Source organism: Anaerotruncus sp. G3(2012) (assembly GCF_000403395.2).
In the GTDB taxonomy this organism is placed as follows: domain Bacteria; phylum Bacillota; class Clostridia; order Oscillospirales; family Ruminococcaceae; genus Anaerotruncus.
Genome location: NZ_KE159668.1, coordinates 105,886 through 132,711, shown reverse-complemented (window position 1 = coordinate 132,711; position 26,826 = coordinate 105,886). Strand labels below are relative to the sequence as shown.

27 protein-coding genes, 1 tRNA gene and 1 other annotated feature are annotated in these 26,826 nt (G+C 55.7%); of the genes, 14 read left to right on the top strand and 14 right to left on the bottom strand.

Annotated elements, in window-relative coordinates; all coding sequences use genetic code 11:
- Nucleotides 1–6 precede the first annotated feature (6 nt).
- The gene (gene argH / locus C814_RS12480; protein ID WP_016315672.1) at nucleotides 7–1,401 is read right to left on the bottom strand and encodes an argininosuccinate lyase; all 1,395 of its coding nucleotides are present in this window, start codon (nucleotides 1,399–1,401) and stop codon (nucleotides 7–9) included.
- Nucleotides 1,402–1,531: 130 nt separating this feature from the next.
- Entirely contained in the window at nucleotides 1,532–2,752 is a 1,221-nt protein-coding gene (locus C814_RS12475; RefSeq protein WP_016315671.1) for an argininosuccinate synthase, read from the bottom strand.
- Between the two features lie 199 nt (nucleotides 2,753–2,951).
- Between C814_RS12475 and C814_RS12470 the strand changes: the two genes are divergently transcribed.
- A complete protein-coding gene (locus C814_RS12470; RefSeq protein WP_016315670.1) occupies nucleotides 2,952–3,452 on the top strand; it encodes a flavin reductase family protein in 501 nt (166 codons plus the stop codon).
- Nucleotides 3,453–3,941: 489 nt separating this feature from the next.
- Here the strand turns inward: C814_RS12470 and C814_RS12465 are convergent.
- From C814_RS12465 to C814_RS12455, 3 genes are all read right to left on the bottom strand, one after another.
- Nucleotides 3,942–4,026 (bottom strand) — tRNA-Leu (locus tag C814_RS12465).
- Nucleotides 4,027–4,101: 75 nt separating this feature from the next.
- Nucleotides 4,102–4,407: an RNA polymerase sigma factor gene (locus C814_RS12460; protein ID WP_016315668.1), complete on the bottom strand. Its 306-nt coding sequence runs from the start codon at nucleotides 4,405–4,407 to the stop codon at nucleotides 4,102–4,104.
- Between the two features lie 56 nt (nucleotides 4,408–4,463).
- Nucleotides 4,464–4,682 carry a hypothetical protein gene (locus tag C814_RS12455; protein ID WP_016315667.1) on the bottom strand — a complete coding sequence of 73 codons (219 nt, stop codon included), beginning with the start codon at nucleotides 4,680–4,682 and terminating at the stop codon, nucleotides 4,464–4,466.
- A gap of 152 nt (nucleotides 4,683–4,834) precedes the next feature.
- Here C814_RS12455 and C814_RS12450 point away from each other — a divergent pair, with 152 nt between their 5' ends.
- From C814_RS12450 to C814_RS12440, 3 genes are all read left to right on the top strand, one after another.
- A complete protein-coding gene (locus tag C814_RS12450) occupies nucleotides 4,835–5,248 on the top strand; it encodes a helix-turn-helix transcriptional regulator (protein WP_016315666.1) in 414 nt (137 codons plus the stop codon).
- A 24-nt stretch (nucleotides 5,249–5,272) separates the two neighbouring features.
- Nucleotides 5,273–5,725 carry an ImmA/IrrE family metallo-endopeptidase gene (locus tag C814_RS12445; RefSeq protein ID WP_016315665.1) on the top strand — a complete coding sequence of 151 codons (453 nt, stop codon included), beginning with the start codon at nucleotides 5,273–5,275 and terminating at the stop codon, nucleotides 5,723–5,725.
- Between the two features lie 216 nt (nucleotides 5,726–5,941).
- Nucleotides 5,942–6,187 (top strand) — a binding site (T-box leader).
- A 79-nt stretch (nucleotides 6,188–6,266) separates the two neighbouring features.
- On the top strand, nucleotides 6,267–7,622 hold the full coding sequence (locus C814_RS12440) for a sodium-dependent transporter (RefSeq protein ID WP_016315664.1): 1,356 nt from the start codon (nucleotides 6,267–6,269) through the stop codon (nucleotides 7,620–7,622).
- A 167-nt stretch (nucleotides 7,623–7,789) separates the two neighbouring features.
- Here C814_RS12440 and C814_RS12435 read toward each other — a convergent pair whose 3' ends face one another.
- From C814_RS12435 to C814_RS24120, 6 genes are all read right to left on the bottom strand, one after another.
- The gene (locus C814_RS12435) at nucleotides 7,790–8,965 is read right to left on the bottom strand and encodes a SpoIIE family protein phosphatase (RefSeq protein ID WP_016315663.1); all 1,176 of its coding nucleotides are present in this window, start codon (nucleotides 8,963–8,965) and stop codon (nucleotides 7,790–7,792) included.
- Nucleotides 8,965–10,668, bottom strand: a complete 1,704-nt coding sequence (locus tag C814_RS12430; protein ID WP_016315662.1) for a [Fe-Fe] hydrogenase large subunit C-terminal domain-containing protein — start codon at nucleotides 10,666–10,668, stop codon at nucleotides 8,965–8,967. The genes C814_RS12435 and C814_RS12430 overlap by 1 nt, the downstream gene beginning before the upstream one ends.
- A gap of 3 nt (nucleotides 10,669–10,671) precedes the next feature.
- Nucleotides 10,672–10,917 carry a (2Fe-2S) ferredoxin domain-containing protein gene (locus tag C814_RS12425; protein WP_016315661.1) on the bottom strand — a complete coding sequence of 82 codons (246 nt, stop codon included), beginning with the start codon at nucleotides 10,915–10,917 and terminating at the stop codon, nucleotides 10,672–10,674.
- Between the two features lie 324 nt (nucleotides 10,918–11,241).
- A complete protein-coding gene (locus C814_RS12420) occupies nucleotides 11,242–11,796 on the bottom strand; it encodes a M48 family metallopeptidase (protein WP_016315660.1) in 555 nt (184 codons plus the stop codon).
- On the bottom strand, nucleotides 11,793–13,283 hold the full coding sequence (gene pap / locus C814_RS12415) for a polyphosphate:AMP phosphotransferase (protein ID WP_016315659.1): 1,491 nt from the start codon (nucleotides 13,281–13,283) through the stop codon (nucleotides 11,793–11,795). The genes C814_RS12420 and pap overlap by 4 nt, the downstream gene beginning before the upstream one ends.
- Nucleotides 13,225–13,833, bottom strand: a complete 609-nt coding sequence (locus tag C814_RS24120) for a 4'-phosphopantetheinyl transferase family protein (protein WP_016315658.1) — start codon at nucleotides 13,831–13,833, stop codon at nucleotides 13,225–13,227. Before C814_RS24120 ends, pap begins: the two co-directional genes overlap by 59 nt.
- Nucleotides 13,834–14,288: 455 nt before the next feature.
- Here C814_RS24120 and C814_RS0104580 point away from each other — a divergent pair, with 455 nt between their 5' ends.
- The 7 genes from C814_RS0104580 to C814_RS12385 all read left to right on the top strand — a co-directional run bounded on the left by C814_RS0104580 (nucleotide 14,289) and on the right by C814_RS12385 (nucleotide 20,357).
- Nucleotides 14,289–15,122, top strand: coding sequence for a Cof-type HAD-IIB family hydrolase (locus C814_RS0104580; protein ID WP_016315657.1), 834 nt, complete (start codon nucleotides 14,289–14,291; stop codon nucleotides 15,120–15,122).
- Between the two features lie 193 nt (nucleotides 15,123–15,315).
- Nucleotides 15,316–15,828: a DUF3879 family protein gene (locus C814_RS12405; protein WP_016315656.1), complete on the top strand. Its 513-nt coding sequence runs from the start codon at nucleotides 15,316–15,318 to the stop codon at nucleotides 15,826–15,828.
- A gap of 13 nt (nucleotides 15,829–15,841) precedes the next feature.
- Nucleotides 15,842–16,576 (top strand): LytR/AlgR family response regulator transcription factor, encoded by a 735-nt coding sequence (locus tag C814_RS12400; RefSeq protein ID WP_016315655.1) that lies wholly within the window; start codon nucleotides 15,842–15,844, stop codon nucleotides 16,574–16,576.
- Complete coding sequence (locus C814_RS12395) at nucleotides 16,569–17,954, top strand: sensor histidine kinase (RefSeq protein ID WP_016315654.1); 1,386 nt, start codon at nucleotides 16,569–16,571, stop codon at nucleotides 17,952–17,954. The genes C814_RS12400 and C814_RS12395 overlap by 8 nt, the downstream gene beginning before the upstream one ends.
- A complete protein-coding gene (locus C814_RS0104575) occupies nucleotides 17,951–18,706 on the top strand; it encodes a hypothetical protein (RefSeq protein ID WP_016315653.1) in 756 nt (251 codons plus the stop codon). The genes C814_RS12395 and C814_RS0104575 overlap by 4 nt, the downstream gene beginning before the upstream one ends.
- 91 nt (nucleotides 18,707–18,797) lie before the next feature.
- Complete coding sequence (locus C814_RS12390) at nucleotides 18,798–19,718, top strand: zinc-binding metallopeptidase family protein (RefSeq protein ID WP_016315652.1); 921 nt, start codon at nucleotides 18,798–18,800, stop codon at nucleotides 19,716–19,718.
- A 300-nt stretch (nucleotides 19,719–20,018) separates the two neighbouring features.
- The gene (locus tag C814_RS12385) at nucleotides 20,019–20,357 is read left to right on the top strand and encodes a hypothetical protein (RefSeq protein ID WP_016315651.1); all 339 of its coding nucleotides are present in this window, start codon (nucleotides 20,019–20,021) and stop codon (nucleotides 20,355–20,357) included.
- 607 nt (nucleotides 20,358–20,964) lie between these two features.
- Here C814_RS12385 and C814_RS12380 read toward each other — a convergent pair.
- Nucleotides 20,965–21,540, bottom strand: coding sequence for a hypothetical protein (locus C814_RS12380; protein ID WP_016315650.1), 576 nt, complete (start codon nucleotides 21,538–21,540; stop codon nucleotides 20,965–20,967).
- A 22-nt stretch (nucleotides 21,541–21,562) separates the two neighbouring features.
- The gene (locus C814_RS12375; RefSeq protein ID WP_016315649.1) at nucleotides 21,563–22,075 is read right to left on the bottom strand and encodes a hypothetical protein; all 513 of its coding nucleotides are present in this window, start codon (nucleotides 22,073–22,075) and stop codon (nucleotides 21,563–21,565) included.
- Nucleotides 22,076–22,281: 206 nt separating this feature from the next.
- Between C814_RS12375 and C814_RS12370 the strand changes: the two genes are divergently transcribed.
- Together C814_RS12370 and C814_RS12365 are read left to right on the top strand one after the other, a co-directional pair.
- Nucleotides 22,282–22,944: a TetR/AcrR family transcriptional regulator gene (locus C814_RS12370; protein ID WP_242829004.1), complete on the top strand. Its 663-nt coding sequence runs from the start codon at nucleotides 22,282–22,284 to the stop codon at nucleotides 22,942–22,944.
- Nucleotides 22,941–24,182, top strand: coding sequence for an MFS transporter (locus C814_RS12365; protein ID WP_016315647.1), 1,242 nt, complete (start codon nucleotides 22,941–22,943; stop codon nucleotides 24,180–24,182). Before C814_RS12370 ends, C814_RS12365 begins: the two co-directional genes overlap by 4 nt.
- 34 nt (nucleotides 24,183–24,216) lie before the next feature.
- Here the strand turns inward: C814_RS12365 and C814_RS12360 are convergent, their stop codons facing one another.
- Nucleotides 24,217–25,410 (bottom strand): acetate/propionate family kinase, encoded by a 1,194-nt coding sequence (locus tag C814_RS12360; protein WP_016315646.1) that lies wholly within the window; start codon nucleotides 25,408–25,410, stop codon nucleotides 24,217–24,219.
- Nucleotides 25,411–25,545: 135 nt separating this feature from the next.
- Between C814_RS12360 and C814_RS12355 the strand changes: the two genes are divergently transcribed.
- Complete coding sequence (locus tag C814_RS12355; RefSeq protein WP_016315645.1) at nucleotides 25,546–26,751, top strand: tRNA(Met) cytidine acetate ligase; 1,206 nt, start codon at nucleotides 25,546–25,548, stop codon at nucleotides 26,749–26,751.
- Nucleotides 26,752–26,826 lie beyond the last annotated feature (75 nt).

The window sequence follows — 26,826 nt, the reverse complement described above, 5'->3', positions numbered from 1 at the left end:
TCCCTCCTAACCCTGTTTTTCCCCGGACGCCCCGTCAAGAAACGCCCGGATCTGTGCGATCTGTTTCTGTACCGCCTTGGGAGAGGGGCCCCCTTCGCTCGTACGCCCGTTGACGCAGGTCTCCAGACTGATCGCCTGATAGATGTCCTCATCGAAGATCGGGTTTGCATTCTGGTAGGACGCGAGCGGGAGGGTTTCGAGGGTCAGCCCCTTGGAGATGCATTCGGCCACCAGCCCTCCAGTGCATTTATAGGCATCCCGGAACGGCACCCCTTTTTTGGTCAGATAGTCGGCGCAGTCGGTCGCGTTGATGAATCCGCGCGCCGCGGCATTGCGCATGTTCTCCTTGAGGACGGTCATGGTATGCAGCATCGGTGTAAAGGTCGAAAGGCAGAGCTTGACCGTGTCCACCGCGTCGAAAACCGCCTCTTTATCCTCCTGCATATCCTTGTTGTAGGCAAGCGGCAGCCCCTTCATGACGGTGAGCAGCGCCATCAGGTCACCGTAAACACGCCCGGTCTTACCGCGCACCAGTTCAGCAACATCGGGATTCTTCTTCTGCGGCATGATGCTCGAACCGGTGGCAAACGCGTCATCCAGCTCGATAAACTTGAACTCCCACGAGCACCACGCGACGATCTCCTCCGAGAACCGGGAAAGGTGCATCATCACCATTGACAGCGCACTGCAAAGTTCAATGCAGAAATCCCGGTCGGAAACCCCGTCGAGCGAGTTCGCGGTTACGCCGGAAAAACCAAGCTTCCGGGCGGCCAGCTGCCGGTCGATCGGGTAGGTGGTCCCCGCCAGCGCGCCGCTGCCGAGCGGCAGAAAGTCCATCCGGGCACAGGCATCCTGGATGCGCGAGAGATCGCGCATAAACATATTTGCATAGGCCATCAGATGGTGCGCAAACGTCACCGGCTGGGCGCGCTGGAGATGGGTATATCCGGGCATGACCGTTTCCAGATGCTCCCCGGCTTTGTCCGCCAGCTCGGCTACCAGATCGAACAGCAGGGAGGAGACCGTTTTCATCTCATCGCGCAGATAGAGCCGGATATCGAGCGCGACCTGGTCGTTGCGGGAACGCGCGGTGTGCAGCCGTTTTCCGGTATCCCCGATCCGCTCGGTCAGCACCTGCTCCACAAACATATGGATGTCCTCGGCGTTCGGGTCGAACGGGAGTGCACCCGATTTCAGATCGTCAAGGATGCCCGCCAACCCGTCACAGATCCGGTCTGCATCCACCTTTTCGATGATCCCCTGTGCGCCGAGCATCTGCGCATGTGCCATCGAGCCGGCGATGTCCTGTTCAAACATCCGCGCATCAAACCGGATGGAGGAATTAAAGTCGTTTACCCGGTCGTCCACCTCTTTGGAAAACCGTCCTGCCCACATTTTCATTCGTAAAATTCCTTTCTCACTGTCGGAACGGGTTGGAACCAAAAAGGCCGGGCAGAGGGGCGAACCCGCCGCCTGTGCCACAGCCCCGTTAACCGTTTTTCATCAAAGTTTTACTCGATTTTGCAAACCCTCACTTGATCTTCTGCTCGTCGAGCAGCGCCTTGACCTTGATCGGCAGTCCGAACAGATTGATGAAACCTGCCGAATCCGCCTGATTGTAGATTTCATCCTCACCAAATGTCGCCATCTCTTCCGAGTAGAGCGAGTGCGGAGAGGTCATGCCCGCGTCGATGATGTTGCCTTTGTAGAGCTTCAGCTTGACCTCGCCGGTCACGTTCTGCTGGGTGCTGTCCACAAACGCGCTCATCGCCTCGCGCAGCGGGGTGAACCACTGGCCATTGTAGACGATCTCGCTGAATTTAATCGCCATCTGCATCTTGTAGTGCTGGGTTTCCTTGTCAAGGCAGATTTCCTCCAGCTTGTTGTGGGCGTGATAGAGGATGGTGCCGCCCGGAGTCTCGTATACGCCGCGGCTCTTCATGCCAACCAGCCGGTTTTCTACCATGTCGATCAACCCGATGCCGTTCGCGCCGCCAACCTCATTGAGCTTGCGGATGATGTCGATCGGCTTCATCTCCACACCGTCCAGCGCGACCGGGACGCCCTTCTCAAACCGCAGGGTGATGTAGGTCGGCTTGTCAGGCGCTTTCTCAGGGGAAACGCCCATTTCGAGGATCTTATCGTAATCCGGCTCATTCGAGGGGTCCTCAAGGTCGAGGCCCTCGTGGGAGAGATGCCAGAGGTTTTTGTCCTTCGAGTAGTTGGTCTCACGGTTGATCTTGAGCGGGATGTTGTGTTCTTCCGCGTAGGCGATCTCCTTTTCGCGGCTGTTCAGCTCCCAGAACCGCCACGGGGCGATGATGTCCATCGTCGGGGCAAATGCCTTGATCGCCAGTTCAAACCGGACCTGGTCGTTGCCCTTGCCGGTGCAGCCGTGTACAATCGCGTCAGCGCCCTCTTTCTTGGCGATCTCGACCAGCCGCTTGGCGATCAGCGGGCGTGCAAACGCGGTCCCCAGCAGGTAACGGTTCTCGTAAACTGCGCCCATCTTGAGCGAAGGGATGATGAAATCATCCACAAACGGCTCAGTCAGGTCCTCGATGTAGAGTTTGGATGCGCCTGTTTTGAGCGCTTTTTCCTCAAGCCCATCCAGCTCACTGCCCTGTCCCACATCGGCCGACACCGCGATAACCTCACAGCCGTAATTTTCTTTCAGCCAGGGGATCAGAACCGATGTATCCAAACCGCCCGAGTAGGCGAGAACAACCTTTTTATACTGCTTCTTTTCCATTACAATAAACCTCCATATGGTTAATCATTCACGATATGACCTATTATACATCATATTCATACAATTTCAACCCTTATTTTTGCATGAATATTCATCTTATTCGATTTTTTATTGGGTAACATTGCACAAAAGGGGTTCTTTTTTCCGGGAAACGTGGTATACTGTACGGGGATATTCTATCGAAAAGGGGAATTGCATCATGAAGCAGCTTTCTATCTATGACATTACCGAAAACCCGTTTTCCCTGATCGGGAAAAAATGGGCGATGGTGACCACCCGTGTCGGTGACAAAACCAACACGATGACTGCGTCGTGGGGCGGCGTAGGCATCCTCTGGAACAAGCCGGTGGTCTATATCTTCCTGCGCCCGCAGCGGTACACCCGCGAGCTGGTCGATGCGTCCGAGCGGTTTTCGGTCTGTTTCCTGCCAGAGGACTACCGCAAGCAGCTGCAATACTGCGGGTCACACTCCGGCCGGGACGAGGATAAGCTGGCAGCCTGCGGGTTTACCGCTGCCGAGCTGGACGGCGCGCCGGTGCTTGAACAGTCTGATCTGGCGCTCACCTGCCGGAAGCTCTACTGTCAGCGGCTTACCCCGGACAGCCTGATTGACCAGTCGATCGACCAGGTCAACTATCCGGAGAAGGACTATCATTTTCTGTATGTCGCTGAAATCCTAGGCGCATATGAAAAAGCATAAATGCTGACAGGCAGAGACAGGAGAAAAGCCCACCGGTCGACCGGCGGGCTTTTACGTTTTGCCGAGGTGACTGCTGTGAATGACCTCCTTATAGAAGCCCTTCGGTTGCCCGCCGATTTTGAAGGCATCCAAGTCTTCTGCCTGATAGGGCCGCTCATAGCTCATGTATCTCCAGGAACTGCGGCCGTAATCCACGAATACAATGTCGCCCTGCATTTCCGGAAAGGGCGACATTGTAGCAGATGGTTTTTTCAGGCTCGATCCGCAGCAGCATTTCGTTATAGCCAGCCATGAACCAGCAAGGTTTGGCTGATCCGATCATTGTCATTTTCCTCTGTCATGGAAAGACCTCCTAATCGAAAGATAAGGAATAAAATCCTCTATAAAGTTCTCCTTGACAGAAAAAGTTGCATATTCACTGCACATGACACGCAGCTTAAGAAAAAATTTTATAAAAAAGGCAGGCACCCTTGGTGCCCGCCTCTTTTTTGGTGCGGGCGACAAGACTTGAACTTGCACGGTTTACACCACTAGAGCCTAAATCTAGCACGTCTGCCAATTCCGCCACGCCCGCTGGTATAATCCTTATTATACTCATCAGGGCGCTAAATGTCAACAACATGGTTTTTCGTTCGGTACAAAGCAGCTATTAAAAGATTCCGGCATCCGTAAAAAGCGCAGCGAGTTTTTGGAGCGATTGCCGCGCAGCCTTCAGTCTGCGGCTGACAGTCGAACGCTCAACCCCAAGCAGCTCGGCAATTTCCTGCTGCTTTTTGCCTTCCAAATAGTAAAGCCGGATCGAATCCCGCTGGCGCGGCGGGAGGGATTTGATTGCGGCTGACAGGAATTTGCGGTACTTTTCCCGCTGTCTGGAATTGTCGTTGGCAGAGATAGGCCGGCTGCTGAGCTGTGAGAAGTCCTGCCGCAGCTGGACGGTGCGCCGTTGTTCAAACAATCAAAACTCCTCCTCGAAAATCAAAGTCTGGTGAGATAGCCGTGGTTCTGAAAAAATCAGCCGGGTTCTTTTGCATCGGCGGAGCAATACCCGTCCAGATGTTTTGCAACAACCCGCAGGTCATGCAGTTCCGTATAGAGTGTTTCGATCCGTTTCTGGAGCGAAGCAGCCTCCTGGCCGTATGCCTGTTCTGCTGCCTTCTTTAGTTCAGCGATCCGCTTTTGAATCCGTCCGGCAGCTTCTTCATATTGACAAGCGAGCTGGTGTAAATACATCGGTTAGACCCCTCCATTTTCCACAAACTGTGTAAACATATGTTCTTTTTATTAGATTATCACACGATTCGTGTTTTGTCAAGGGAAATTCAGAAAAAAAGATTTACAAATTACACAGTATGTGATAATATAAAGATGTGAGGTGAGTCAACATGCTTGGAGAAAAATTGAAAATGCTGCGCAAATCTCGCTGTATGACGCAGCAGGAACTGGGGAAAGCGTTGGGAATTTCCACCAGTACAGTCGGCATGTACGAACAGGGCAGGCGAAGCCCGGACCATGCCACCCTGCTGAAGATCTGTCAGCTGTTTGAAGTCTCCAGCGATTCGCTGTTGCTGGACAGCCCCGTACCCAGTGAACAGCAGGCCGCTTTACAGAGCAATATTGACCTGAATGACGTTATAGAGGACTTCCGAGCCCACCTGCTTTCCCAGCAGGGCCTGATGTTTAACGGGATGCCGCTTTCAGAAAGCGACATCGCGCAGGTGGTAGATGCGATCGAAGTGGGAACGATGGTAGCGGTTGAGAAACTGCGCCGCCGCACAAACAATGGCGGGGAAGCCTGACAACAAGACCATAGGGAGGTTTTCATGGAACGGTTCAAATCGGCTGCGGATGCGTTGGTCGAGCGGTTCCACACCGCTGACCCGTTCGCCCTCTGCGGCTTTCTGGATGTGGAACTGCTTGAGCTGCCGCTTCCTGCGAGGATCCGCGGATTCTATGCCAGTCCGCTTGGGGTACCGATCGTCTATCTCAACAGCGGACTATCCGACCCCAAGGAACGTGCAGCAGTCTGCGCGCATGAACTGGGTCACGCGCTGCTGCACACCGGATACAACTCTTTCTTCCTGAAACAGAGCACCGATTTTGTCACTGCCCGCTACGAGCGGGAAGCGGACCTCTTCGCAGGGTTTCTCCTGCTCGACAGGCAGACCCTCGCCGACTGCCGTGCCAATGGCTGGACGGTGGAACAGGTCAGCCGGTATACTGCGCTGCCCCCAAGGGTGGTGGAACAGTGCCTGCGGGAGCGGGGACCCGTCTGATAAGAAAAAACAAGGGCGACACTTCGGCGTCCCCTGATTGGGGGGCATGAACTGCTGCATCCTGACCGGAAGCCCGCACATACGCCCGAATAAGCCTCTGGAGGCAGCGTCCGACAGTCCGAGAAAATCCTGAAAAGCCCCTTCTTTCTCATTTTCCGGATTTTTCTTGACAAATACGGCGGAGTATGCTTTAATAAATTTAGACACAATCATCACACAAAATCGTTGACAGGGAAGTAAAACGGTTTGCGCACCCACAGAGAGCCGGCGGTGGTGGAAGCCCGGCGGAAGGCGGAACCGATAAAGTAGCCCTTGAGAGCGTATGCAAACAGCAGCATTCTGCCCAGTAGTGTACGACGCGGGGAGCGCGTTACAGCTCCGGGATGTGTTTGCATCCGCAGAGTGGACGTGCTGTGTGCGTCAATGTAAGGTGGTACCGCAGGATACAATCCTGTCCTTTGTGAAAACAGAGGACAGGATTTTTTGTTTGTGTCAATGTATCGGACTATGGTTATGCGTGAAACGGAAAAGGAGTATGGTTATGTCGAAAAAATCAGCGAAGGGGCGAGGGCATTTTACCTCATCCATTGGGTTTATCATGGCGGCAGCCGGGTCTGCAATCGGCCTGGGGAATCTCTGGAAATTCCCTTATATTGCAGGCAGCAGCGGCGGCGGTTTCTTTATCGTCTTTTACATCCTGTTTGCCCTGATTCTTGGTGTCCCGATCACCCTGTCGGAGATGGGGATTGGGCGCAGCACCCAGCTCAATGCGATCGGCGCGTTCCACAAGCTCAACCCAAAATGGGCATTCGTCGGCGCGATTGACGTGCTCTGTGCGTTCACCATCCTTTCCTATTACAGTGTAGTGGGTGGCTGGGTGCTCAAATACATTTCCGTCTACCTGCTGGGCGGGGATTTTGGCGAAAGCACCTCCACTTTTTTTGGAAATTTTGTAGGGCAAGGGTTCGAATCGGCAGTCTGGCATATTGTATTTCTGGCATTCTGCGGGCTGGTAGTCATCGGCGGGGTCGCTGCCGGCATTGAGCGGGTCAGCAAATGGATGATGCCTGGCCTGTTCGCGCTGCTGATTATCGTCGCTGTGCGTTCGGCACTGCTGCCCAATGCGGTGGAAGGGCTGAAGTTCCTGTTTGTGCCCCGCTTCGAGATTTTCAGCTCCTTTTCCGAGCTGAGCAATGTGATTGTGCTTGCGATGGGGCAGGTGTTCTTCAGCCTGAGCCTGGGGCTTGGCATTACGATCACCTACGGCAGCTACTTGAAAAAGGAATCGAATATGCCCAGAAATACCTATCTGATCGTAGGGCTGGACACCCTGATCGCTGTACTTGCAGGTATTGCAATCCTGCCGGCGGTGTTCTCGTTCGGTTTTGAGCCGACCGCCGGACCCAGCCTCATCTTTGAAACCCTACCCGCGGTATTTGACTCGATGTTCATGGGGCGGCTGTTTGGATTGCTGTTCTTTGTACTGGTCTTTTTTGCAGCGGCGACCTCCGCAATCGCCCTGTTTGAGGTGGTTGTGGCCTATTTCATCGACCATTTCCACTGGAAGCGCCGGAATGCGGCCATCATCCTGGGCAGCCTGATGGGGATTATCGGTATCTTCGCACTGCTTTCGATGGGTCCTATGCCGAACCTGACCATCGCCGGCATGAACCTGTTCGATGCGCTCGGATTCCTGACCGATAAAATTTTGATGCCGCTGGCCGCGCTGTTCACCTGTGTCTTTGTCGGGCATGTCTGGGGCATTGATAAGGTGACGCAGGAGATCGAACAGAATGGGGTGCAGTTCCGGATCAGAGGGTTCTTCACTCTGATGATCAAATTTGTTGCACCGGTCCTGATCCTGGTCATCTTTGTCATAGGTCTGATGCCTGCGTAAACTGACGAAAAGGCGTGGCTCTGTTCCGCTCCGGTTTGGAGTCTGCCCTGCAAGCTGTACTTTTGAAGCATCCGCTGCGGGACCGGGAATCAGCGCCCCCGCAGCCTGCCGCATGTTTGAAAAACAGCCCCCGCCTCTTTGCAGAGGCGGGGGCTGTTGTGCGAAGGTCAATAATAATTGGTGTGGACATGCTTGCCCATGATCTCAAGGTATTTTGCGAGATCCTCAATCAAACGCAGCTTGATCGAAAAATCAATCGACATCTCCGGGTTCTGATGCGCGGGGTTCATCGCGCGGCCCACAAACAGGTTGACGTCGGTTGCCTCCTCGAACAGCATCTGGGCAATCAGCGATGCACCGTCTTTTTTGTCCAGCCACTCGGTGTATTTATCTGACGCCGAGGCGTACTGCTTGGCGATTTCGACCACCCTGCCCATCGTCAGCACCCCCTCGGTGCAGAGATCCACCCCTTTGATGAACCCGATCGGCGGGATGTTTGCATCCAGATAGTCCAGACGGGTTTCGACCGTTGTATTGAGATACCGTGCGACCAGCGAAGAGGTGGTGCCGCCGCAGACGATCCGTTTGCCGCCCTGCGAGAAAAACTCCTCCATGACCCGCTCATCGTCCTCCTTGTTGACCGGCGGGCCAATCATCAGGTTGACAAGCTGGCGTTCCCGGATACGCAGCACCGCGATCGTGGTATCGTCACCCGGCTTATCCATATACAATTCCCGGCAGGCGTCACTGAGCATACTCGCGATGGATTTTGCCGACATCTCTTTTTTGCAGTGGGTTTCGGCGTATTCGATCACATTCGGGCGTTCCCATCCGAAATTGAGCGACTGCCCGATCCCGGCATGGATCACCCCGTCGCTCATTGCGATGAAGATGTCCCCGAGCTGGACCTCAAAATGGGACTCCAGAATCTTCTTTCCCGAAATTACCCGCTCTTCCCGCTCATACTCATAGTTTTTGCCGTTGCGAAGCACGATAATGTCCGGGTTGTCGTACTGGATCAGGTCGATCTGGTTGCCGTCGTGCACCTTAAGGATCGAGAAGGTCGCATAGGCGACCTGCCGCACCGAACAAACCGGCAGGGTCTGCGCGATGGTGGTGACACACTCCTCGATCGACATGTCCGAATCGATCATGGTTGCGATAATCTGGGAAGTCAGGGTGGAAAGGATGTTGGCCTTTACACCGCTGCCCAAACCATCCGCCAGCACCATGGTAAAGTCACCCTTTGGGTTCTGCGTCTTGACCATCACCCGGTCGCCGCAAAGTTCCTCCCCATATTTAATCAGGCTGATGAAGCCATTCTCCATAAACAGTCTGTCCATCATGTTTCCTCCGACAGAACCGTATTCTTGATCTGGGTCAGCGCCACCTTGGTTTCGGCGGTCGTCTCGCCGAGCAGCGAAGCGATCTCCTGGACGATCCGCATCTGCTTTTCGATCACCTTGTCGGTGATCTCGATCGTCTGGTCGCGGCGGGTCTTATACTTTTCGTGGCGGTTGTGCTCCGAGGTGATGTCCTTAAGCATCCCGAACAGGAGATGGTGCTCCTCGTCCCGCACGATCGAAAGCTCAACATGCTTGTCGAACTCTGGCAGATAGATATGCTTGTCGATGACATCGTTCCCCGTGTCCAGTACATCCTGGAAATAGGTCGGGTCCACCAGCTCAATAATCATCGAGCCAATCAGTTTCTGGCTGCTGATCCCAAACAGATGGCTTGCCGGCATGTTCATCTTCTGGATGCAGAGGTCCTCGTCAAGCACAATGATTGCGTTTGGGGTGATGCTGAACACGTTGTTTGAGAAGGATTCGGCCTTCTCCCGCATGAACGGCAGGCACATCCCAACGTCCGCCTTGCCGTTGAACACCGCAACCGCCTTGTCCCGGCAGGTCGGATAGCCGCAGCTTCCGCAGTTCAGCTCGTGTTCCGGGCGGGTCTTGCCCATCTTGGCAAGGATTTCGGTGAGCTGCGCCTCAGACGGGCGGTGCTCCCGCACCAGCTCGACCGGCAGCGGACGCATCAGACCGAAATCCGGCTTGATGCTGAAATCGGTCCGCCTGGAGCGGTCGGGCTGGGCATACTGGTTGACCCGGCGGCGGCTCCGCAGGATCGAATCCTTATACTGGCGCGTGAACGGGCCGTTGATGCAGCTCCCCTCACAGGCGCTCATCTCGACGAAATAGCCGTTCAGGCTGCCGTTCTCGATCTCCTTGATCGCATTGATGCAGTTTTCCACCCCGTCAACCGGCAGGTATTCATAACCGCTCTCAAAGTCGAGGTCCATACACTCGATGATTCCGCCCGTCTTGGGGAAAAACCGGGACAGACGTCCATCCCCCTCGGGCTGTCCATCTGCCTCAAGCGCTTCCACCTTGATCTCGCGCCGGATGAGCCACTGTTCCAGCTCGTCAAAGGTCAGTACACAGTCTATGTAGCCGGGCAGCTTGTGCATCTCCTCCTTCTTGGAGATACACGGGCCGATAAACACAACATACGCATCCGGGAATTCCGCCTTGATCTGGCGCGCGCTGGCGAGCATCGGGGAGATGACCGGTGCGACGTACGGCAGCGCAGCCGGATAGTATTTCTGGATCAGGGAGACGACAGTTGGGCAGCAGGAAGAGATGATGACCTCCTGCTGATGCTCACGGATCATCCGCTCATACTCCCGCTTGACGATATATGCGCCTTCGGCTGTCTCGCGCACAGCGAAGAACCCCAGCTTTTTCAGCAGCGTCTCGAACTGCCCGATCCCATCAACCGGGAACTCGCTGATGAACGAGGGGGCCACGCTCGCGACCACCTTTTTGCCGCTGCCGATCGCGCCGATCACCTCGGTGAGGTCGTTGCGGACCTTCTTGGCATTCTGCGGGCAGGTGACCACGCACCGTCCGCAGAGGATGCAGTCCTGATTGATGATTTTGGCCTGGTTATCGGCAAAGCGGATCGACTTCACCGGGCAGACCCGGATGCATTTATGGCAGTTTTTACAGTTCGCTTTTTTCAGGCTGAGTACGTCGGTCATTCCTCACTGCAGCTCCTTCATCACTTTTTCCCTGAAAATTTCTTCGGCATTTTCCGGGTTCACACCGGTCACGATCTCATCGTCGATCCGGACCGCGACCCCCTGCTGGCATTTCCCCAGGCAGAACGATGCACTGAGGTTGACCTGTTCCGCAAGCTGGTTCTGTGCGATCATCCGTTTAAAGACATTGATAATATCGTAGGAACCTTTGAGGTGGCATGAGCTTCCAATACACACAGAAATATTCATACAAACACAAATCCCCTTCCCGCCGGATTCCGGCTTTCAGGAGCCGCCCGGGAAAAAACCCAAACCGCTCCAGTCGTATGGTTCTGCTTTTAACTATTTTGACTATAGCATACTATAAAGTTCATCTTTTTTCAATTCTGCATCCGGAAATTCTCCATCCAAATTTTTGTGATAATTTTGTCAATTCTGATGAAACCCGCCTTCTGCCGCTCCACACCAGGAGAGGTGCCCCATGGCCCCGGGCCTTTGGCTGCCGCCGCAGCGTGCGCGACATGAGGCGGTATCCTCCGGGCGGACCAACCTCCGGAGAATCTTTCCAATCTATCACTTCAAAAGCGCGCGGCGGGCCAGATAATCGGGCATCAGGCGCGCCATCTCCGCATGAAATCCCGCCTGATGGTTCGGATGCAGAAAGTGTACATATTCATGCAGCACCACATATTCGAGCGCTGCGCGGGGTTTCCCCATCAGTTGTTTGTTCAGGGTGATGTAGTTTTTCGCCACATGGCAGACCCCCCACCGGCTTTTCATCCACCGCACCCGGAGAGCGGGCTGGGCGGGCAGGTATGCCGCAAACAGCGGATAGATGCGGTCACTCACCTCTCCGAACACCCGCTGGCATTCCTCGTCGGTATAGCTGTCCTGCACCTGTCCTGCGGCTTCCTCCCGAATGCGTACCCGTTCCTGTGCCTGCTCAATCCATGCCTCGTGCGACGCCACAAACCGGTCGATCTCCCGCAGCGGGGTGCGGGCGGGCGCTGAAACGCGCACCGCGCCCCCTTCCCCTACCCGCAGGTTCAGGTTTTTCACCCGTTTGCGGGTCAGCTCATAGGTGATGCTCCCCACAGTCCGTTGGGTGCCGGGCTTCTGCGCGGTCATTTCAGCCGCTCCTCCGCCGCATGGATGATCGTTTTCATCGTCTTGATCCTCCCATACCGCTTATCGTTCGATTCAACGACCGTCCAGGGCGCATAGCCGGTGTTGGTGCGGGCGAGCATCTCGTTGACCGCTTCCTCGTATTGGTCCCACTTGTCCCGGTTGCGCCAGTCCTCGTCGGTGATCTTATACTGTTTCTCGGGAATCCGCTGGCGCTCGATAAACCGCCGGAGCTGCTCCTCCTGGTCGATCTGGAGCCAGAACTTCAGGACGATTGCCCCCCAGTCGGCCAGACGCCGCTCAAACCGGTTGATCTCGTCATAAGCGCGGCCCCATTGCTCCATGGTACAGAACCCCTCGATATGCTCGACCAGGACCCGGCCATACCAGGTGCGGTCAAAGATGGCTGTATGTCCATCCCGCGGGAGGGCGTTCCAGAACCGCCAGAGGTGCTGATGGTTTTTCTCGACCGGCGAGGGTGCACAGATCGGGATCACCTCATAACCGCGCGGGTCGAGCGCCTGCGTCACCCGCTTGATCGTGCCGCCCTTGCCCGCGGCATCCCAGCCTTCGAATGCGAGGATGAGCGGGATGCGCTTCTGATAAAGCCGGTTTTGCAGCTCGAACAGCTGTTTCTGGCAGCGTTTCAGCTCTTGTTTATATTCTTCGATCGAGAGGGTGCGGCGGGCGAGGCTCACCTCCGAGAGGGGCGGCAGCGGACGGGACGCCAGCTCCTTCGAGATGCGTACCCCCGCGAATTCGGGCATGTTGTCGCTCTCCCGGCGGGCAATCGCGCCCTCCAGGGCGGAGATCACCGCGGCCAGCACCTTGTGCACCGCATACCGTTTGTCCTCCGCCTCCACCAGCGTCCATGGCAGGTCCAATTTGCTGGTTCTCTCGAGCATCTCCTCGAACAGCTCCGCCTCTTCCTCATAGTGCCTGTTCCGGCGCCAGTCCTCCTGGGTCACCCGCCAGCGGGTCGCCTTTTTGGACTCCAACCCCTTGAGCCGCCTGCGCTGCTCCTTCCGGGAAACATGCAGGAAAAATTTGAGCAGGACTGCGCCGTCATCAACCATCTGCCGCTCAAAATCTACAATCTCATCAAACCGGCGCTCGATCTCTTTCCCGGACAGCCCCCCGCTCTCCCGCTCGGCCGTAACCCCATAATACCAGCTCCGGTCAAAAATCGCGATCTCCCCATAGAGCGGCAGCCGCTTCCAGAACCGGTACATCCACGGATAACGCAGGTCCTCCGCGGTCGGCCCGACAATGTTGTGCACCGAAAAGCCGCGCGGATCCAGATTCTGGATCAGACGGGAGATCATCAAGCCCTTTCCGGACGCCCCCCAGCCCTCAAACAGGATGATGGTCGGGATTTTCAGTTCACGTGCCCGCTGCTGTAACACACTCAGCCGCCGCCAGAGCATCTCCTTACAAGCGTTCCACTCCTCTTTTTCCATCTTCAAGTGCAGGTCCAGTTCTTCCAACATAGCATAGCCCCCTTTGGGTGGTTTCGTTTTCCCCATCTTGTTTTTTGAACTGCTCCAAACGGCAGGCCACCAGCGAAAACTCCGCCGGTTCCCCGCACAAGGAGACGACAAACCCGTTCACGACCCGGGTAGAAATCCCCGGGATGGACAGGGTGTTGATCTGCCCAAGCGGCAGAGAAAGCCCACGCCCATCCCGTTTGAGGTACGCCTCCTTGCGGGTCCAGACCTCGAGGAACTGTTCCGGGCTGTCGATGCAGGACCGCTCCTCCGGCGTATAATACCGCTCTGCAAGCCGCTTCCAGTCCCGGACCTTCCGGCCGAGCGGCTCCACATCCACCCCGACCGGGAACGCCGACACCGCACAGGCGACCGCGCCCCTGGTGTGCGAAAGGCTGATTCGCAGCCCGCCCTGTTCCAGTTCGGGCTTTCCATGCGCGCCATAAACCAATGCCGGCGGTGTAGCAAGCGCCAGCGCATGGGCGAGCAGCTCCCGCGCCGCAGCGGACAGGTCCCTGCGGTCGGTGCACGCCAGCCAGACCGTGTTCTGCATCCGTCCCCTCCTTTGGGCAATCCCTACAACAGAAGCCGGGTTGCCATATAGTCCTATTGTAACAGGATTCGGCGGAACAGTCAATTTTTGTTTGCCGTTGGGATGGGCATTCTGCCGCAATTTTTTTGATAATAGATGGGTAAATTTATGCAAAAGAATCGCTGCACACCATTTTTCGGCGTGGACAGGGGCGGACAGCTTTGTTTGCGGGGGATAGGGCCGCGACCATATCCCCAGGCGGGCACGCACAGCGGGGGATTTTTGCCAAGGAAATCCCCGACCCAAAAAGACAGCGCCGGTTCCGGGAAAGGGCGTTGCGTGATCCGCGCGATTGTTGTATAATCGAAGCATCTGAAACAGAGGCGGAACGATTCTGTTCGAGCCTGCGGCAGACCCGCATTTTTCAGCGGTTTTACGATATGCGGTTTCAACATCAATCGACAGGAGTTTTTGAAATGCAAGTCAGACTGATCGCACTGGACCTGGACGGTACCACCCTTTGCAGCGACCACCTCACCCTGCCCGAGCCGAACCGGATTGCGATTGCGCGGGCCGCGTCGCAGGGGGTGCAGGTGGTGATTGCCACCGGGCGGATTCGCGGACGGATTCCCCAGCAGCTGCGTGAGATCCCCGGGCTGCGCTACGCGGTGACCTCAAACGGCGCCGCGGTCTGCGACCTTATGACCGGGGAAACCCTCTATTCCAATCCGGTACCGCAGGATCTCGCTCTGCGGGTGCTGCGGGAGATCGCGCCGTTTGGACTCTACACCGAGCTTTATTGCTGCGGCTGCTCCTACGTTGACCGCCAGGGGGACGCGATCCTCTCGCGGATTCCGGTTTCCGAGGGGCGCAGGGCGATGATCCGTTCAAGCCGGGAACAGGTGGAGAGCCTGTCCGCGCTCGCCGCCCAGCCGGATGCCTGCGTGGAAAAGATCAATCTGCCGTTTATCCCGCCGCACCAAATCGAAGAGGTCTGGGCGCTGCTCGGCTCGATCGGCGGGCTGGCGGTCACCTCTTCGGTCGCGGGGAACGCGGAGGTCAATGCCGCGTCCGCCAACAAGGGGGACGGGCTCTCCCATCTGTGCGGACGGCTTGGTATCCGCCCCGAGGAGGTCATGGCGGTTGGGGACAACGGAAACGACCTCGAGATGCTCCGGTTTGCCGGACTGGCGGTCGCCCCGAAAAATGCCCTGCCGGAAATCCGGGAACTCGCGGACCATGTGACCGCATCCAACGACGACTGCGGTGTCGCACAGGCGATCGACCGGTTTGTCCCCTATACAAAATAAAAGGGAGCGGGAAACCGTCCTGTTTTCCCTTTCGCTGCGATTTTTAACCTCTTAAAAGCAGGCTGCCTCCCATTCAGGCTTCTATCCATTTGCGACAGAAAACCAGCCAGTTGCGCAGCCGTCCTTGGGAAATGTGCAGGGCGAACGAGGATTAAGGATAGGGGCAGAAACAGAGCTTGAAAGGGGGAGCTGTATGCGGATCATCGGGAACATGGGCTGGTTCAACCGGATGGGGCCTTTCAGCGGCTTTACAACGGGGCGCCGGAGCGCGCCGCAGGGCGTCAACACACTGGAAGACCTGCGTTCCGGGAAGTTCAAAAATTCTTATGGCGTGGAGGGGATGTGCGTTACCGGCAGGTCTGGCTGGAGGAAGATCATCGATGTGTCGGACGAGATGAAGCAGCACGTCTTTGAAGATGTCAAAAACAGCTATTATAAATACAATGGGATGTCGGGGGATAACGAAGCGGAATGGGACGCCTACTACCGAACATTGAACGAATACTATAAAACCCTGCCGGTCGAGGACCGGCTGTCTGCCTGCTGGACGTTCAACCAGCTGCATCTGGAGATTTCGGGGAAGGTGACCAGCGCGATCAAGGCAAGCATCCCCGGCTGGTCCGCCGGGCAGCCGATCCCAACCGACCTGCTGGACCGGATTTTTGCGGGCATCTCCGCCGGCGGCGGGCTGGACCGGACCGTCTGACAGGATGTCTCGAATGATTCGGGTGGCGGTCTGTGACGATGAAAAACCGGTCCGGGAATACCTCGCCGCCCTGATCCGGAAGCAGGGACGGCGGTGCAGGGTCCTGGAATACAGTTCCGCTTCTGACTGCCTGGCGGAAGCGGATGTTTTTGACCTGCTCTTCCTGGACATCGGGATGGAGGCGTCCGGCTGCGATATGGACGGCATCTCGCTGGCAAAGCAGATCCGGGGCCTCCCGATAGAACCCCAGCCGCTCATTGTCTTTGTCACCGGGCATGAGCAATACGTCTTTGACGCATTCGACGTGAATGCATTCCAATACCTGCTCAAGCCGGTTGATGAGCAGCGGTTCGCGGAGGTCTTTGGACGGGCGGCTGAACACATCCTGTCCCGGGACGAACGTATGCGGAAGGCCAATCCCCTCGTGATCCAGTACGCGAATACCAGCCGGGCGATCCCGCTGGACGACATCTACTACATCGAGAGCAGCAACCACAAGGTCGTGCTCCACATGAAGGACGAAAAGTGCGCGTACTATGCGAAGATCGGGACGCTGGAGGAACAGCTGCAGGGACGTTTTTTCCGCATCCACAAGGGCTATCTGGTCAATTTCACCTATGTGGACGCCTACAACAAAACCGAGCTGACGCTGGTGAACGGGGAAAGGCTGCTGATCTCAAGATACAAATATGGGGCGTTTATCAAGGCGTATCTGCACTTTGTCAAACAGAGGCTGGACGATGAATGAGACAACCTTCCGATGGGTTCAACATGGCATACTGGTGGTTCTTCTCCTGCTCTATGCCGGAAGTTTCGCGGCTTTCTTCCATCCGTTTCTGGCGGCAAGGTCGAGGCATACTCTCCGGCAGAGAACCGCTGCGGTTTTCTGTATCTACCTCGCCCCCTATCTGACCGGGCTGGTGGCCGACCTGCCAAACTGGTCGAGCATGGCATTCATCACACTGGCGATGTCGCTTCTGTCAGCCCCTCTGCGCCTCAGCCGGCAAACCATCCTGCTCCTGTCGGCCGTTTTTTTCAGCGCCCGCAACCTCTGCGCGCTGGCCATGGAAAGCCTGAACTTCCTCTGGAGCCAGCGCCTGTCCGAAATGAACGACGCTGAACAGATCTTTCTGCGCCTGACAATCCATTTTCTGCTGCTTATGCTGGTGCAGTTTGCCCTGTTTCTCGCTGTCCTCTTCCTTGCGGCGGGTGTCCTGCACAGAAAGGAGCTGCACCTAGGGGTGTGGGAAACCTTCTGCCTTCTCCTGATCCCGGTGACCGGGATTCTGGTGGGCAGCATCCTGTTCACCATGCTGATCGGCGTCAAGGATGGGGTTATCTTCCAGCTTTACGAACAGCATCCCCTGTTCATCGGGTTGGTCCCTCTGGTTGCGGGGATGTTCTATGCGGGGACGCTGGTTTCCATCTTTTCCTATCAGGAGATGGCGCGGCTTCAGGAGGAAAAAAACACCTATTTTCTTGAAAAGCAGCAGATTCGTGCCATGCAGGAACGGATGGAGGAGGTGGAAGGGTTTTATACCGGCATCCGGCGGATGAAACATGAGATGCGGGGCCATCTGGCCAACATCCGCGGGCTTGCGCAGAGCGGCAGCTACGGGGAGATTGAGCAATATATCGGGCGGATGGACGAGAGCATGAAGGTGTTTGACCTGACGGTGAAAACCGGCAACCCCATCACCGACGTCATTCTGAGCGACCGTCAGCGGCAGGCGGTGAAGCTGGGGATTTCCTTCCAGGTGGATTTCCGGTATCCGCAGTCGGAGCGGTACGACCCCTACGACATCGGCATTATCCTCAACAATCTGCTGCAAAACGCACTGGAGGGCTGCGAAAAGCTCCCGGAGGACGCCCGCTACATCCGGCTGCTGGGAAAGCAGCAGAAAAAGTTTTTCCTGATCGAGGTCAAAAACCCCTTTGAAGGGGAACTGGAAATCGACCGGGATTCACGGCTTCCACATTCCACCAAAGGGGGCATGTTCCACGGAATCGGGCTTTCCAACGTCCGGCGGGAGGTGGAAAAATATATGGGGGAAATCGAGATCAAAACCAGAAACAACGAGTTTTGCGCGACCGTTTTATTGCAGGAAAGGAGTGTTCCAAAATGATTGATACCAACTATCTGGCGCAGATTTACACCAATGCCCTGAACAGCCAAGGGACACAGCTGCCAGCCCCGCGGCCCGGCGGGTTCCGCGAGATGATTATGAAAAACAACGGCCTGGAGGTGCCTGGTACATCCAAGCCGGAGGATGTTTCCAGCCCCGGCAAGGACATGACGCTGGAAGAATATAAACAATATCTCTATAAGCAGATTTCACAAATCCCGATCCACCCCACCCGTTCGCAGGAATCCCGGTCGATTACGATTACCGATGCGGGCTTCCAGGCGCTGAAAAACGACCCGTCCTATGAGGCATGGGTCCTCAATGACATCAAAACCAGCTGGGCACAGCCCGACCAATGGGCGGCATCCTGCGGCGGCAGCTTCAGTACCCTCCGCTATGGCGCCATACGGGAGGAGCGCCGCGCCAGCAGCTGGTATCCAAACGGCCTGGATGGAAGCGCAGAGCGGATTTTTCAAGTCAGTTCGCAGGACAGTTTCTGGAAAACACGCGGTCAGACCCGTCCGGCAGGCCAGCAGCAGGTCTCGCTGCGCACCCTTCTGGAGCAGAAAAACGGGCAACAGGGAAACCACCAGACAAATGGTCAGCCGTCCTCCGATATGCTCGGCCTGCTCGGGGCAATGGGGATGTTTGGTTCGTTCGGATCGTTCGGCTCCCTGGGTTCACTCGGTTCTTCCGGTTCCCTTGGCGCAGGCGGTCTGGGACAGTTTTTTGAATATTTGATGTGGAAATAAACAGGAATCCATCTTCGTATCTTTTACAGGGAGGTCCGTTGTACGAACCCCCCTGCGCAAAGATTCCGAACCCTTTGAAAAGGAGCGGCCTATGAACAGAATAGACAGGATGATCGACACAGCCTCCCATCTTGATGCAGCTGCGCGGATGCATAGGGAATCCGCGCAGAGCCGGCCGGCAGTGGGTCAGACGGGCAATTTCCTTGACGCAGTGGCACAGCAGGCGGCCGGCGTAACCGGCCTTTCGGCGGCAGAAGAGGCCGCCCAGACACAACCGGTGTCTCTGGAAAGTATGCTCCGGGCGAAATATCCCGGACTGGTTTACCATGTGTTCGACGCCGGAAGCAGCTACTGGCGGAGCCGGAACGATTACCCCCACTACCTTCTCTATCAGGAGGATCTGGATACCGAGGCATTGGAAAACTGGAGGCCCAGCGGCCCCAACCCTGCCTACGAGGAGTCCAGCGCAATCCGCAAACTCGGTTCGATCCCCGCAGGGAAAACAGCGGTAGTCATCCATCCGGCGGTGCAGGAGCGGATGGAGCGGGAGCCGGAATATGCCAAAGAGATTCTGTCCCGGATCGACGCGTGGTTCACTTTCGATATTCTGCGCAATGAAGCCATCATGCCGGGCATCACCGCCCGTTCTTCCCGGTGCATCGCCATCGGAGAGGACGGCAGCATCGCAAACGTGCAGGCGTTCAGCCATCCGCGGATCACCTGCTCTGGAAGCGGCCCGGACGACGAAGAACCGGATTTCTGGGAGCTGCGCCTCAGCCGGCACATCTATTTTATGGAGCTGTGGAAGAAAAAACAGATTGCGCACAGCCTGCTGGCTTCACAACCGTCCGCCGCTGTGGGAGCGTCGCAGGCCGCAAAGCTGCAGCTTGCCCAACTGATGAACGGAGAAGGGCTGGCGGAACGGCTCGGGGATACGATCGCCGGGGTTTCCGTCGAATCCGTTTTTGCATCTACCCGGGCGGAGGTCTGGGGCGTGCAGCTTCCAGGCTGAAAAAAGAAAAACCATGTATAACCGGCCTCGCAGATACCCAAACTGCATATAGAAGGTATATCCGGGCCGGGCATCGGTGACAGAACGGTTACAGCGGGTGCAGCGCTCGGTTACAAACTGGTAACAAATAAATTACAATCTGATTACAAATATGAAAATTTCTTTAATAAAATCTCCGTTTACCTCTTGATTTTTGAAAATAATATGGTATATTATAAATATGGAGATCGAAAATTGATGAAATTTTGTATTGTTTATCAGAATAGTTACAATTTGTAACTTTTGAAAGGGGCAATAGCAATGAAAAAGAAACAAAAATCCATGAGCGCTTTCACCGTAGGATGCATCACTGCTGTTGTATCTTTCGTTCTGCTTTCCATCTTTGCAGGTGGTCTGGTCAGCTTTTCCCCCGAGGTGGGTGTCTTCCGTTACCTCCAGGAGGTCGTTGTCTACGCGTTCACCAACAAGTTCGCATATAAATTTGCCGCCTGCCTCTTCCTCGGGCTGGGCGGGAGCTTTGTCAGCGGGATGATCTCCTATGGCAAGCAGGCCAAAATGCGCAAGCGCGCTCGTGCAACCAGAGTCCAGTTCCAGTCTCAGCCCGAGTCGAAGAAATCGGGCATGAGCAAGACCGCATAAGAGCTGTCATCCACCTTGCTTTTCATTTTTTTCTCCTAATTCATAAAAACAGCCCGGCATACCAGAAACATGCCGGGCTGTTTTTATGCACTAACCGATCTGAAAAATAGCAGCGATCCTGCCAAGCAGCAGCAGAACCGCAAGTGACCCAAAACAATAAAGAAGGATTTTCCACGTAGGCGGGGCCGGACGCTGGAACATCGACATCGAAACCACCTCCTTCGGGCCTGCAAAGCCTCCTGCCAAAAGCGTTAAAGACAGTATACCATATTTCCTGGAGAAAGCAAAGAGGGCGATACGCTCCCGGAAAAACCTTTAAAACCGGCAGCCTCCATCCATAGGCTGCCGGTTTTAAGCTGGCTGCTGCACGATCTCTGCAAAATGCTTATCATCGAAGCAGTTGAAAAGAAGCCAAGCAATCCCTTTCAAGCCTGCGGCAGGATCGCCGCAGACGGCTCCATAAGCAGCTCTGCTTCAAATTTTATATAGCCGCCAGGCACGCAAAACGCGCTTGTGGGCCGCTTCCTACACTTCGTCAAAAACGAGTGCTCGTTTCGATGCTTGCGGCTATACGGCCTCATAAAAGCAGGCGACAAAATCCATTTTCTTACGCCTGCTTTACTACCAGGGTGGGAACTACCGAAAACACCTGGTTTTCCGGGACCTGGGAACCGATAGCGCCGACAATGAACATCTTCCCATCCTGCTGGGAAACCAGTCGGATCAGCTCGGTATTCTGCTGCCCCTGCGCAAGCCATTTTGCTCCGCCCAGATTCTCCGGCTGCACCGCTGCTTCGGTCAGGCCGACCGCAACCTGATTTTCTGCAACAACGCCGCTGTTGCTCCAGCTGGTCCCCTGTAGATTGCTCAGATCAACACGAGCGTTGTCCACGTAGATCACGACAGGCACGTTGGAATTGTTCGTCACCTTAATCTCAGGGGAAACGACCTTGTTATCTGCCGGCTGGCTCTTGCTGATGTCAAATGGAATGTAAGAAGGCATGACAACCGAGATGATGGTCGGTTCCACATGTCCCACCAGTTCGATCTCCTTGCCTCCCGAAGTTTCAATTACAATGTCGCCGCTGCCGCTGTCGCGGTAGGCGCGTGAATCTGCAAAAACCGTCTGGCTGCACGCAAATACCATCGCAAGTGTCAAAATAAAAGATACTGCTTTTTTCATGAATAGGCCTCCTTTTCCTCGGTCACTGATTTTGTACGGTCAGCGTTACCGCCGCACCCGTCTGACCGATTAAATCCTGTGTCTGCTCATCGTATGCCTGTATGTAGACCGTAGCCTCATAGACCCCCTCGGCAAGAGGCTGCTCCAGCCTGATCCGTTCCAGATAAGAACCCGGTTGTATCGCCTTTGAGGTGTACAGCGTTTTTTGCCCTTCATTCAGAACAACCTGTGCTACAAGCAGTTTTGCGTTGTTTTTCGGGTTTTCCAACATCAGATTGCCTTCCTGCGTTTTCGGGTCAAACAGCGGACTGGTGTTGATCGAAAACGCAATCAAGCCTTTATCCAGTTCATTTTGCAGCTCTTTCAGCCGTTGCTCCCGGTCGATTCCCGGCATAATGCCCACGGTTGCATTATTTTCCAGTTCCAGACTGTTGCGGCTGGGCAGCATCTGCAGGAGCAGAAAACAAGCGATTCCTAATACCACAACTGCTCCGGCCAAAAAGACCAAAATAACTGTTTTTTTTCTGCTTTTCATGTTGTATCCCCCTTTATCGTGCAGAGTATCCTTATTTTAACATGGATTATGTGGGAAATTATGTCGTAATATGTCGCAATGTCAGGTTTTATTTTAGCAAATATCCTGCAAAAAGAGATATATTGAAAAACCTGTATTGACATCCCCCTGAAATTGTTCTATCCTATTATTGACTTATGGTCAATAATAGGATAGAAGGAGGTCATATGATGGCGCGGCCTGTCAAAAAAACTCCCGAACAGTGGAAAGAGGAGATCCTGTCCGCTGCAAAAAAGCTGTTCCTTTCCAAGGGCTACGAGGAAACGTCTGTCTCGGACATTATGGAAGCCGTGGGTGGGGCAAAGGGGATGTTCTACCGCTTCTTCCCCACCAAGGAAGCGGCAATGCATACATTAGGCGACCGCATGTTTCTAGAAAACAATCCTTTTGAAGCGGTGCGGAATTGTCCCAACCTGAACGGCCTGCAAAAAATCCAAAAACTCCTTGCTGTTGACCGGTCGGACACCGAGCGCGAAGAGATCAACACACAGGCAGTATCCATCCTGAAAGACCCGCGCATTCTGGCGGCAGCGGTCGAGGCAAACCGGCGCATCCTGACCCCGCTATGGTTCGAACTGCTCGAGGAGGGGCGGATGGATGGTTCGATCCGAACCGAATACACCCGGGAGCTTTCCGAACTTCTGCCGCTCATCAACTTCTGGCTGATGCCTTCGGTGTTCCCCGCTACCAACGAGCAAACCCTCCACAAATACCGTTTTCTCATGGAGGTGCTTGCCGCGCTTGGGCTGCCGCTTCTGGACGAAGCATCTGCCGCCCGAACAGAAAACATCCTCAAAAAAATCACATCGGATGGAGGGGAGCAGACATGAAACGAACCCTATTCGCAAAAAATTTTATACTTTTGATTCTGGGCCAGGCCAGTTCTTTGTTTGGGAATTTTATCCTAAAGCTGGCACTGTCCATGTACATTCTGGAAATTACCGGTTCAGCCGCCATATTCGCGGGGATTCTGTCCGCCGCTACGGTCCCGGCCATCCTGCTGTCCCCTTTTGGCGGCATCCTCGCGGACCGGGCCAACCGGAAAACGATCATGGTGGTTTTGGACGCCGCAACCGGTACCGCCGTCCTTTGCGCCACCCTTCTCCTATCCCAGAGCAACGCGGTTGCTGTGATCGGTGCCCTGCTCGTGATCCTCTCTGTCCTGGGTGCGTTTGAAACCCCTACGGTACAGGCGTGCATCCCACAAATGCTGACCGGGGATGATATCGTTCGAGGAAATGCCGCTGTCAACCAGGTGGCCTCGATCGCCTATCTGGTCGCTCCCGCGCTTGGCGGCATCCTGTATGCGGCAGTCGGACTCAAGCCGGTCCTGTATGCAAGCACAGCCTGTTTTTTGTCAACCGCCTTTTTGGAATGCATGATCCGGCTGGATCCCCCGCATTCGGAGTCCCATGCGGGCGTCCTTTCCACCATAAAGCAGGATTTTTCGGAGAGCATCCGGTTCCTCCGCAAAGAACAGCCGGACATCCTGAACATGCTGCTTCTGACCGCCCTTTCCAGATTTTTTGTCATGGGGATCACAATCGTCGGCCTGCCTTACCTTGTACGTACCGTCCTTGGGCTGGATGCGGCCTGTTATGGCGTAACAGAAAGCCTGCTGGCGGTTGCCGCCATCGGCGGAAGCATCGCTGCAGGGCTTCTCACCGGGAAACAAAAATACTGCAAGCTGTCCCTGGTTCTGGAGGCACTCGGAGGCTCCATCCTCATTGCTGGGATTGCCTTTGTCCTGCCAATCCCTGTCATGGCAAAATATGCGATCAATACCGCCGCATTTTGTGGGATGCAGGCAGCAATCAGTATTTTCTCGATCTTTGCGGTCTCGCGCATCCAGCAAAAGACGCCAAACCATCTGCTCGGAAAGGTGATGGCCTATACAGCAGCAATCACTTTATGTGCGCAGCCGGCCGGGCAGCTGTTATATGGATTTCTGTTCGACCGGTTCCGATATGCCGTTTCCCTGGTCCTCATCCCTACAGGCGTGGTTGTAGGGGGCATCGGCCTGTTGGAAGCGGCATCTGCCCGAAAGGCAGACAAAAAACCGGCATAGCTGCAAGCCATGCCGGTTCCCGAAACGGAGCGTTTTATTGAACCAGATCGCGGGTATCGCGGGCGATCAGCAGTTCCTCGTTGGTCGGAATCACCCAGACCTCGGTTTTGCCGGAGGAAACCTTCATCTCCGCACCGCCGCGCGCCTTATCATTCAGCTGTTTGTCGATCTCGATCCCGAGGAAGCCCAGCCCCTCACAGACCTTCTCGCGCAAACTGGTGTCATTCTCCCCGATGCCGCCGGTAAATGCAACCGCATCCACCCCGCCGAGCGCAGCGGCATAGCTGCCGATAAACTTGCTGACCTGATAGCAGAGAATCTCATCCGCCAGCTGTGCACGCTCGTTGCCCGCGTCAGCCGCCGCAGTGAGGTCCCGTTTATCGCTCGAAACACCCGAAATGCCGAGCAGGCCGGATTTCTTGTTGAGCATATCGTTGATCTGCTGGGCGCTCATCTGCTCTTTTTCCATCAGATAGGTGATGATCGAATCATCGACCCCGCCCGAGCGGGTACCCATGATGAACCCATCCAGCGGGGTGAAACCCATGCTGGTGTCAACGCTCTTCCCGTTTTTGACAGCCGAAAGCGAGCTGCCGTTGCCCAGATGGCAGACGATCACCCGGCTGTTCTCCTTTTTGACCTGACCGGAGATGTCAAACAGCCGGCCGCTCACATACCGATGGCTTGTCCCGTGGAATCCATAGCGGCGGACATGGTATTTTTCATAATACTCGTAGGGGATGCCAAAGATGTACGCTTTGGGCGGCATGGTGGCATGGAACGAGGTATCGAACACCGCGACCTGCGGCACCTCCCCGAATACCTCCTTTGCAGCCTTGATCGCAAGGACTGCCGCCGGGTTGTGAAGCGGGGCAAGGTCGGAAAACTCCTCAATGCTTTTGAGAACCTCGTCATCAATTACGACCGACTGGTTGAACTTTTCGCCGCCATGGACAACCCGCTGGCCGATCGCCGTGATCTCGCCGACATTTTCGACCACCCGGTTTTCCCCTTCGGAAAGCAGCTTGACCAGCTCTTTGAACGCTTCGGTATGGGTGGGGAAATCCTTTTCATAGGAAATCTTGACATCGGAAGCAGTCTTATGGGTGATTACCCCTCCAATTCCGATCCGCTCACAGTTTCCCTTTGCGAGTACCTGCTCGCTTTCCATGTCGATCAGCTGATACTTGAGCGACGAACTTCCGGCATTGATGACCAATACTTTCATTTGTGACCCTCCGTTTGTTTTCGAATTCCCTGCCGCTTGACAGGTATCTCTCTTATTTTATATTATTACACTAAGAAAGAAAAAACAAGTGGAAGATAGAAAATTTTTGCATCGGAAGCAGGAGGGGGAGATTTTATGGCACAGATGGTGGTTGCAGGCATCGTTGCTGAATACAACCCGTTCCACAACGGGCACGCTTACCTGATCGAAGCGACCCGGGCGGCGGGCGCTACCCATATCGTCGCGGTGATGAGCGGGGATTTTATCCAGCGGGGCGGGCCTGCCTGCGCTCCAAAAGCGGTGCGCGCAAATGCCGCGGTCGCCTGCGGCGCAGACCTGGTGGTTGAACTGCCGCTCCCCTATGCGATGGCAACCGCTGAACGGTTTGCATTCGGCGCGATCGGGGTGCTCGACGGATTGGGCTGTGTAGGGGTGCTCTCTTTTGGGAGCGAAACAGGGGATCTCGGGCTGTTGGCCAGAGCAGCGGAGGCGGTTCTCTCCCCCTGCTGTGATGAGTTGACCAAACATCTGCTCGCCGAAGGGGTCACCTACGCGCGGGCGCGTCAGCGGGCGGTGGAAACCCTCTATGGGGAAGCGGTCGCCGAGGTGCTCTCCTCACCGAACAACACCCTTGCGGTCGAATACCTCCGGCAGATCTTCCTCCGGGGCCTGCGGATGCAGCCGTTCACAGTCCAGCGGAAGGGCGCACTGCACGATGCAGGACAGGCTGACGGCAGCTTTGCATCCGCATCCCTGCTGCGCAGCCTGCTCGACCTCGAGCCGCTCGACGCGATTGCCCGGTTTGTTCCGCCAGAGGCGATGGAGGTCTACCGGTCGGCGGAGTCGGACGGGCTGTTCCCATTCCGCCCTCACAGCCTTGACACAGCGGTTCTGTCAGCGCTCCGGCAGATGGCTCCGGAAACGCTGGCTTCGCTGCCCGATCTTTCGGAGGGTCTGGAAAACCGTCTTTACACGGCGGCGCGGCAAGCGGTCTCGCTGGACGGGCTGCTTTCGCTGGTCAAAACCAAGCGCTACCCCCTTTCACGTATCCGGAGGCTGGTCTGGAACGCCTACCTCGGCGTTCCGGGCAACCTGATGCAGCTCCCGCCACCTTATGTCCGGATACTCTCGTCCAGCCGGCGCGGGGTGGAAATCCTGTCGAAATCCAGCCGTACCGCACAGCTTCCGGTCTCCCATTCGGCTGTACGCCTGGAAGAAAAAGGGGAAGCGGCCGCCCAGATGATCCGGCTCTGCGCACGCGCTTCCGACCTTTACGCGCTGGGACTCCCGGCTGTGCAGCCCTGCGGTGGGGACTACACTCATAAAATCTCCGTAAAATAAGCGAAAAGCATAATTTTTTTAAATAATGTTGTATTTTTTTGACGGAAGTGCTATAATGGTAAGCACAGAAACCGA

Bases quoted from the DNA above. Each gene is read 5' to 3' on its own strand.
- C814_RS0104580 (WP_016315657.1), top strand. From the start codon at position 14,289: ATGCAAGTCAGACTGATCGCACTGGACCTGGACGGTACCACCCTTTGC.
- C814_RS12390 (WP_016315652.1), top strand. From the start codon at position 18,798: ATGAACAGAATAGACAGGATGATCGACACAGCCTCCCATCTTGATGCA.
- C814_RS0104575 (WP_016315653.1), top strand. From the start codon at position 17,951: ATGATTGATACCAACTATCTGGCGCAGATTTACACCAATGCCCTGAAC.
- C814_RS12455 (WP_016315667.1), bottom strand. From the start codon at position 4,682: ATGTATTTACACCAGCTCGCTTGTCAATATGAAGAAGCTGCCGGACGG.
- C814_RS12365 (WP_016315647.1), top strand. From the start codon at position 22,941: ATGAAACGAACCCTATTCGCAAAAAATTTTATACTTTTGATTCTGGGC.
- C814_RS24120 (WP_016315658.1), bottom strand. From the start codon at position 13,833: ATGCAGAACACGGTCTGGCTGGCGTGCACCGACCGCAGGGACCTGTCC.
- C814_RS12450 (WP_016315666.1), top strand. From the start codon at position 4,835: ATGCTTGGAGAAAAATTGAAAATGCTGCGCAAATCTCGCTGTATGACG.
- C814_RS12440 (WP_016315664.1), top strand. From the start codon at position 6,267: ATGTCGAAAAAATCAGCGAAGGGGCGAGGGCATTTTACCTCATCCATT.
- C814_RS12380 (WP_016315650.1), bottom strand. From the start codon at position 21,540: ATGAAAAAAGCAGTATCTTTTATTTTGACACTTGCGATGGTATTTGCG.
- C814_RS12420 (WP_016315660.1), bottom strand. From the start codon at position 11,796: ATGACCGCGCAGAAGCCCGGCACCCAACGGACTGTGGGGAGCATCACC.
- C814_RS12395 (WP_016315654.1), top strand. From the start codon at position 16,569: ATGAATGAGACAACCTTCCGATGGGTTCAACATGGCATACTGGTGGTT.
- C814_RS12355 (WP_016315645.1), top strand. From the start codon at position 25,546: ATGGCACAGATGGTGGTTGCAGGCATCGTTGCTGAATACAACCCGTTC.
- pap (WP_016315659.1), bottom strand. From the start codon at position 13,283: ATGTTGGAAGAACTGGACCTGCACTTGAAGATGGAAAAAGAGGAGTGG.
- C814_RS12435 (WP_016315663.1), bottom strand. From the start codon at position 8,965: ATGGACAGACTGTTTATGGAGAATGGCTTCATCAGCCTGATTAAATAT.
- C814_RS12430 (WP_016315662.1), bottom strand. From the start codon at position 10,668: ATGACCGACGTACTCAGCCTGAAAAAAGCGAACTGTAAAAACTGCCAT.
- C814_RS12375 (WP_016315649.1), bottom strand. From the start codon at position 22,075: ATGAAAAGCAGAAAAAAAACAGTTATTTTGGTCTTTTTGGCCGGAGCA.
- C814_RS12360 (WP_016315646.1), bottom strand. From the start codon at position 25,410: ATGAAAGTATTGGTCATCAATGCCGGAAGTTCGTCGCTCAAGTATCAG.
- C814_RS12445 (WP_016315665.1), top strand. From the start codon at position 5,273: ATGGAACGGTTCAAATCGGCTGCGGATGCGTTGGTCGAGCGGTTCCAC.
- C814_RS12400 (WP_016315655.1), top strand. From the start codon at position 15,842: ATGATTCGGGTGGCGGTCTGTGACGATGAAAAACCGGTCCGGGAATAC.
- argH (WP_016315672.1), bottom strand. From the start codon at position 1,401: ATGAAAATGTGGGCAGGACGGTTTTCCAAAGAGGTGGACGACCGGGTA.
- C814_RS12370 (WP_242829004.1), top strand. From the start codon at position 22,282: ATGATGGCGCGGCCTGTCAAAAAAACTCCCGAACAGTGGAAAGAGGAG.
- C814_RS12405 (WP_016315656.1), top strand. From the start codon at position 15,316: ATGCGGATCATCGGGAACATGGGCTGGTTCAACCGGATGGGGCCTTTC.
- C814_RS12385 (WP_016315651.1), top strand. From the start codon at position 20,019: ATGAAAAAGAAACAAAAATCCATGAGCGCTTTCACCGTAGGATGCATC.
- C814_RS12470 (WP_016315670.1), top strand. From the start codon at position 2,952: ATGAAGCAGCTTTCTATCTATGACATTACCGAAAACCCGTTTTCCCTG.
- C814_RS12475 (WP_016315671.1), bottom strand. From the start codon at position 2,752: ATGGAAAAGAAGCAGTATAAAAAGGTTGTTCTCGCCTACTCGGGCGGT.
- C814_RS12425 (WP_016315661.1), bottom strand. From the start codon at position 10,917: ATGAATATTTCTGTGTGTATTGGAAGCTCATGCCACCTCAAAGGTTCC.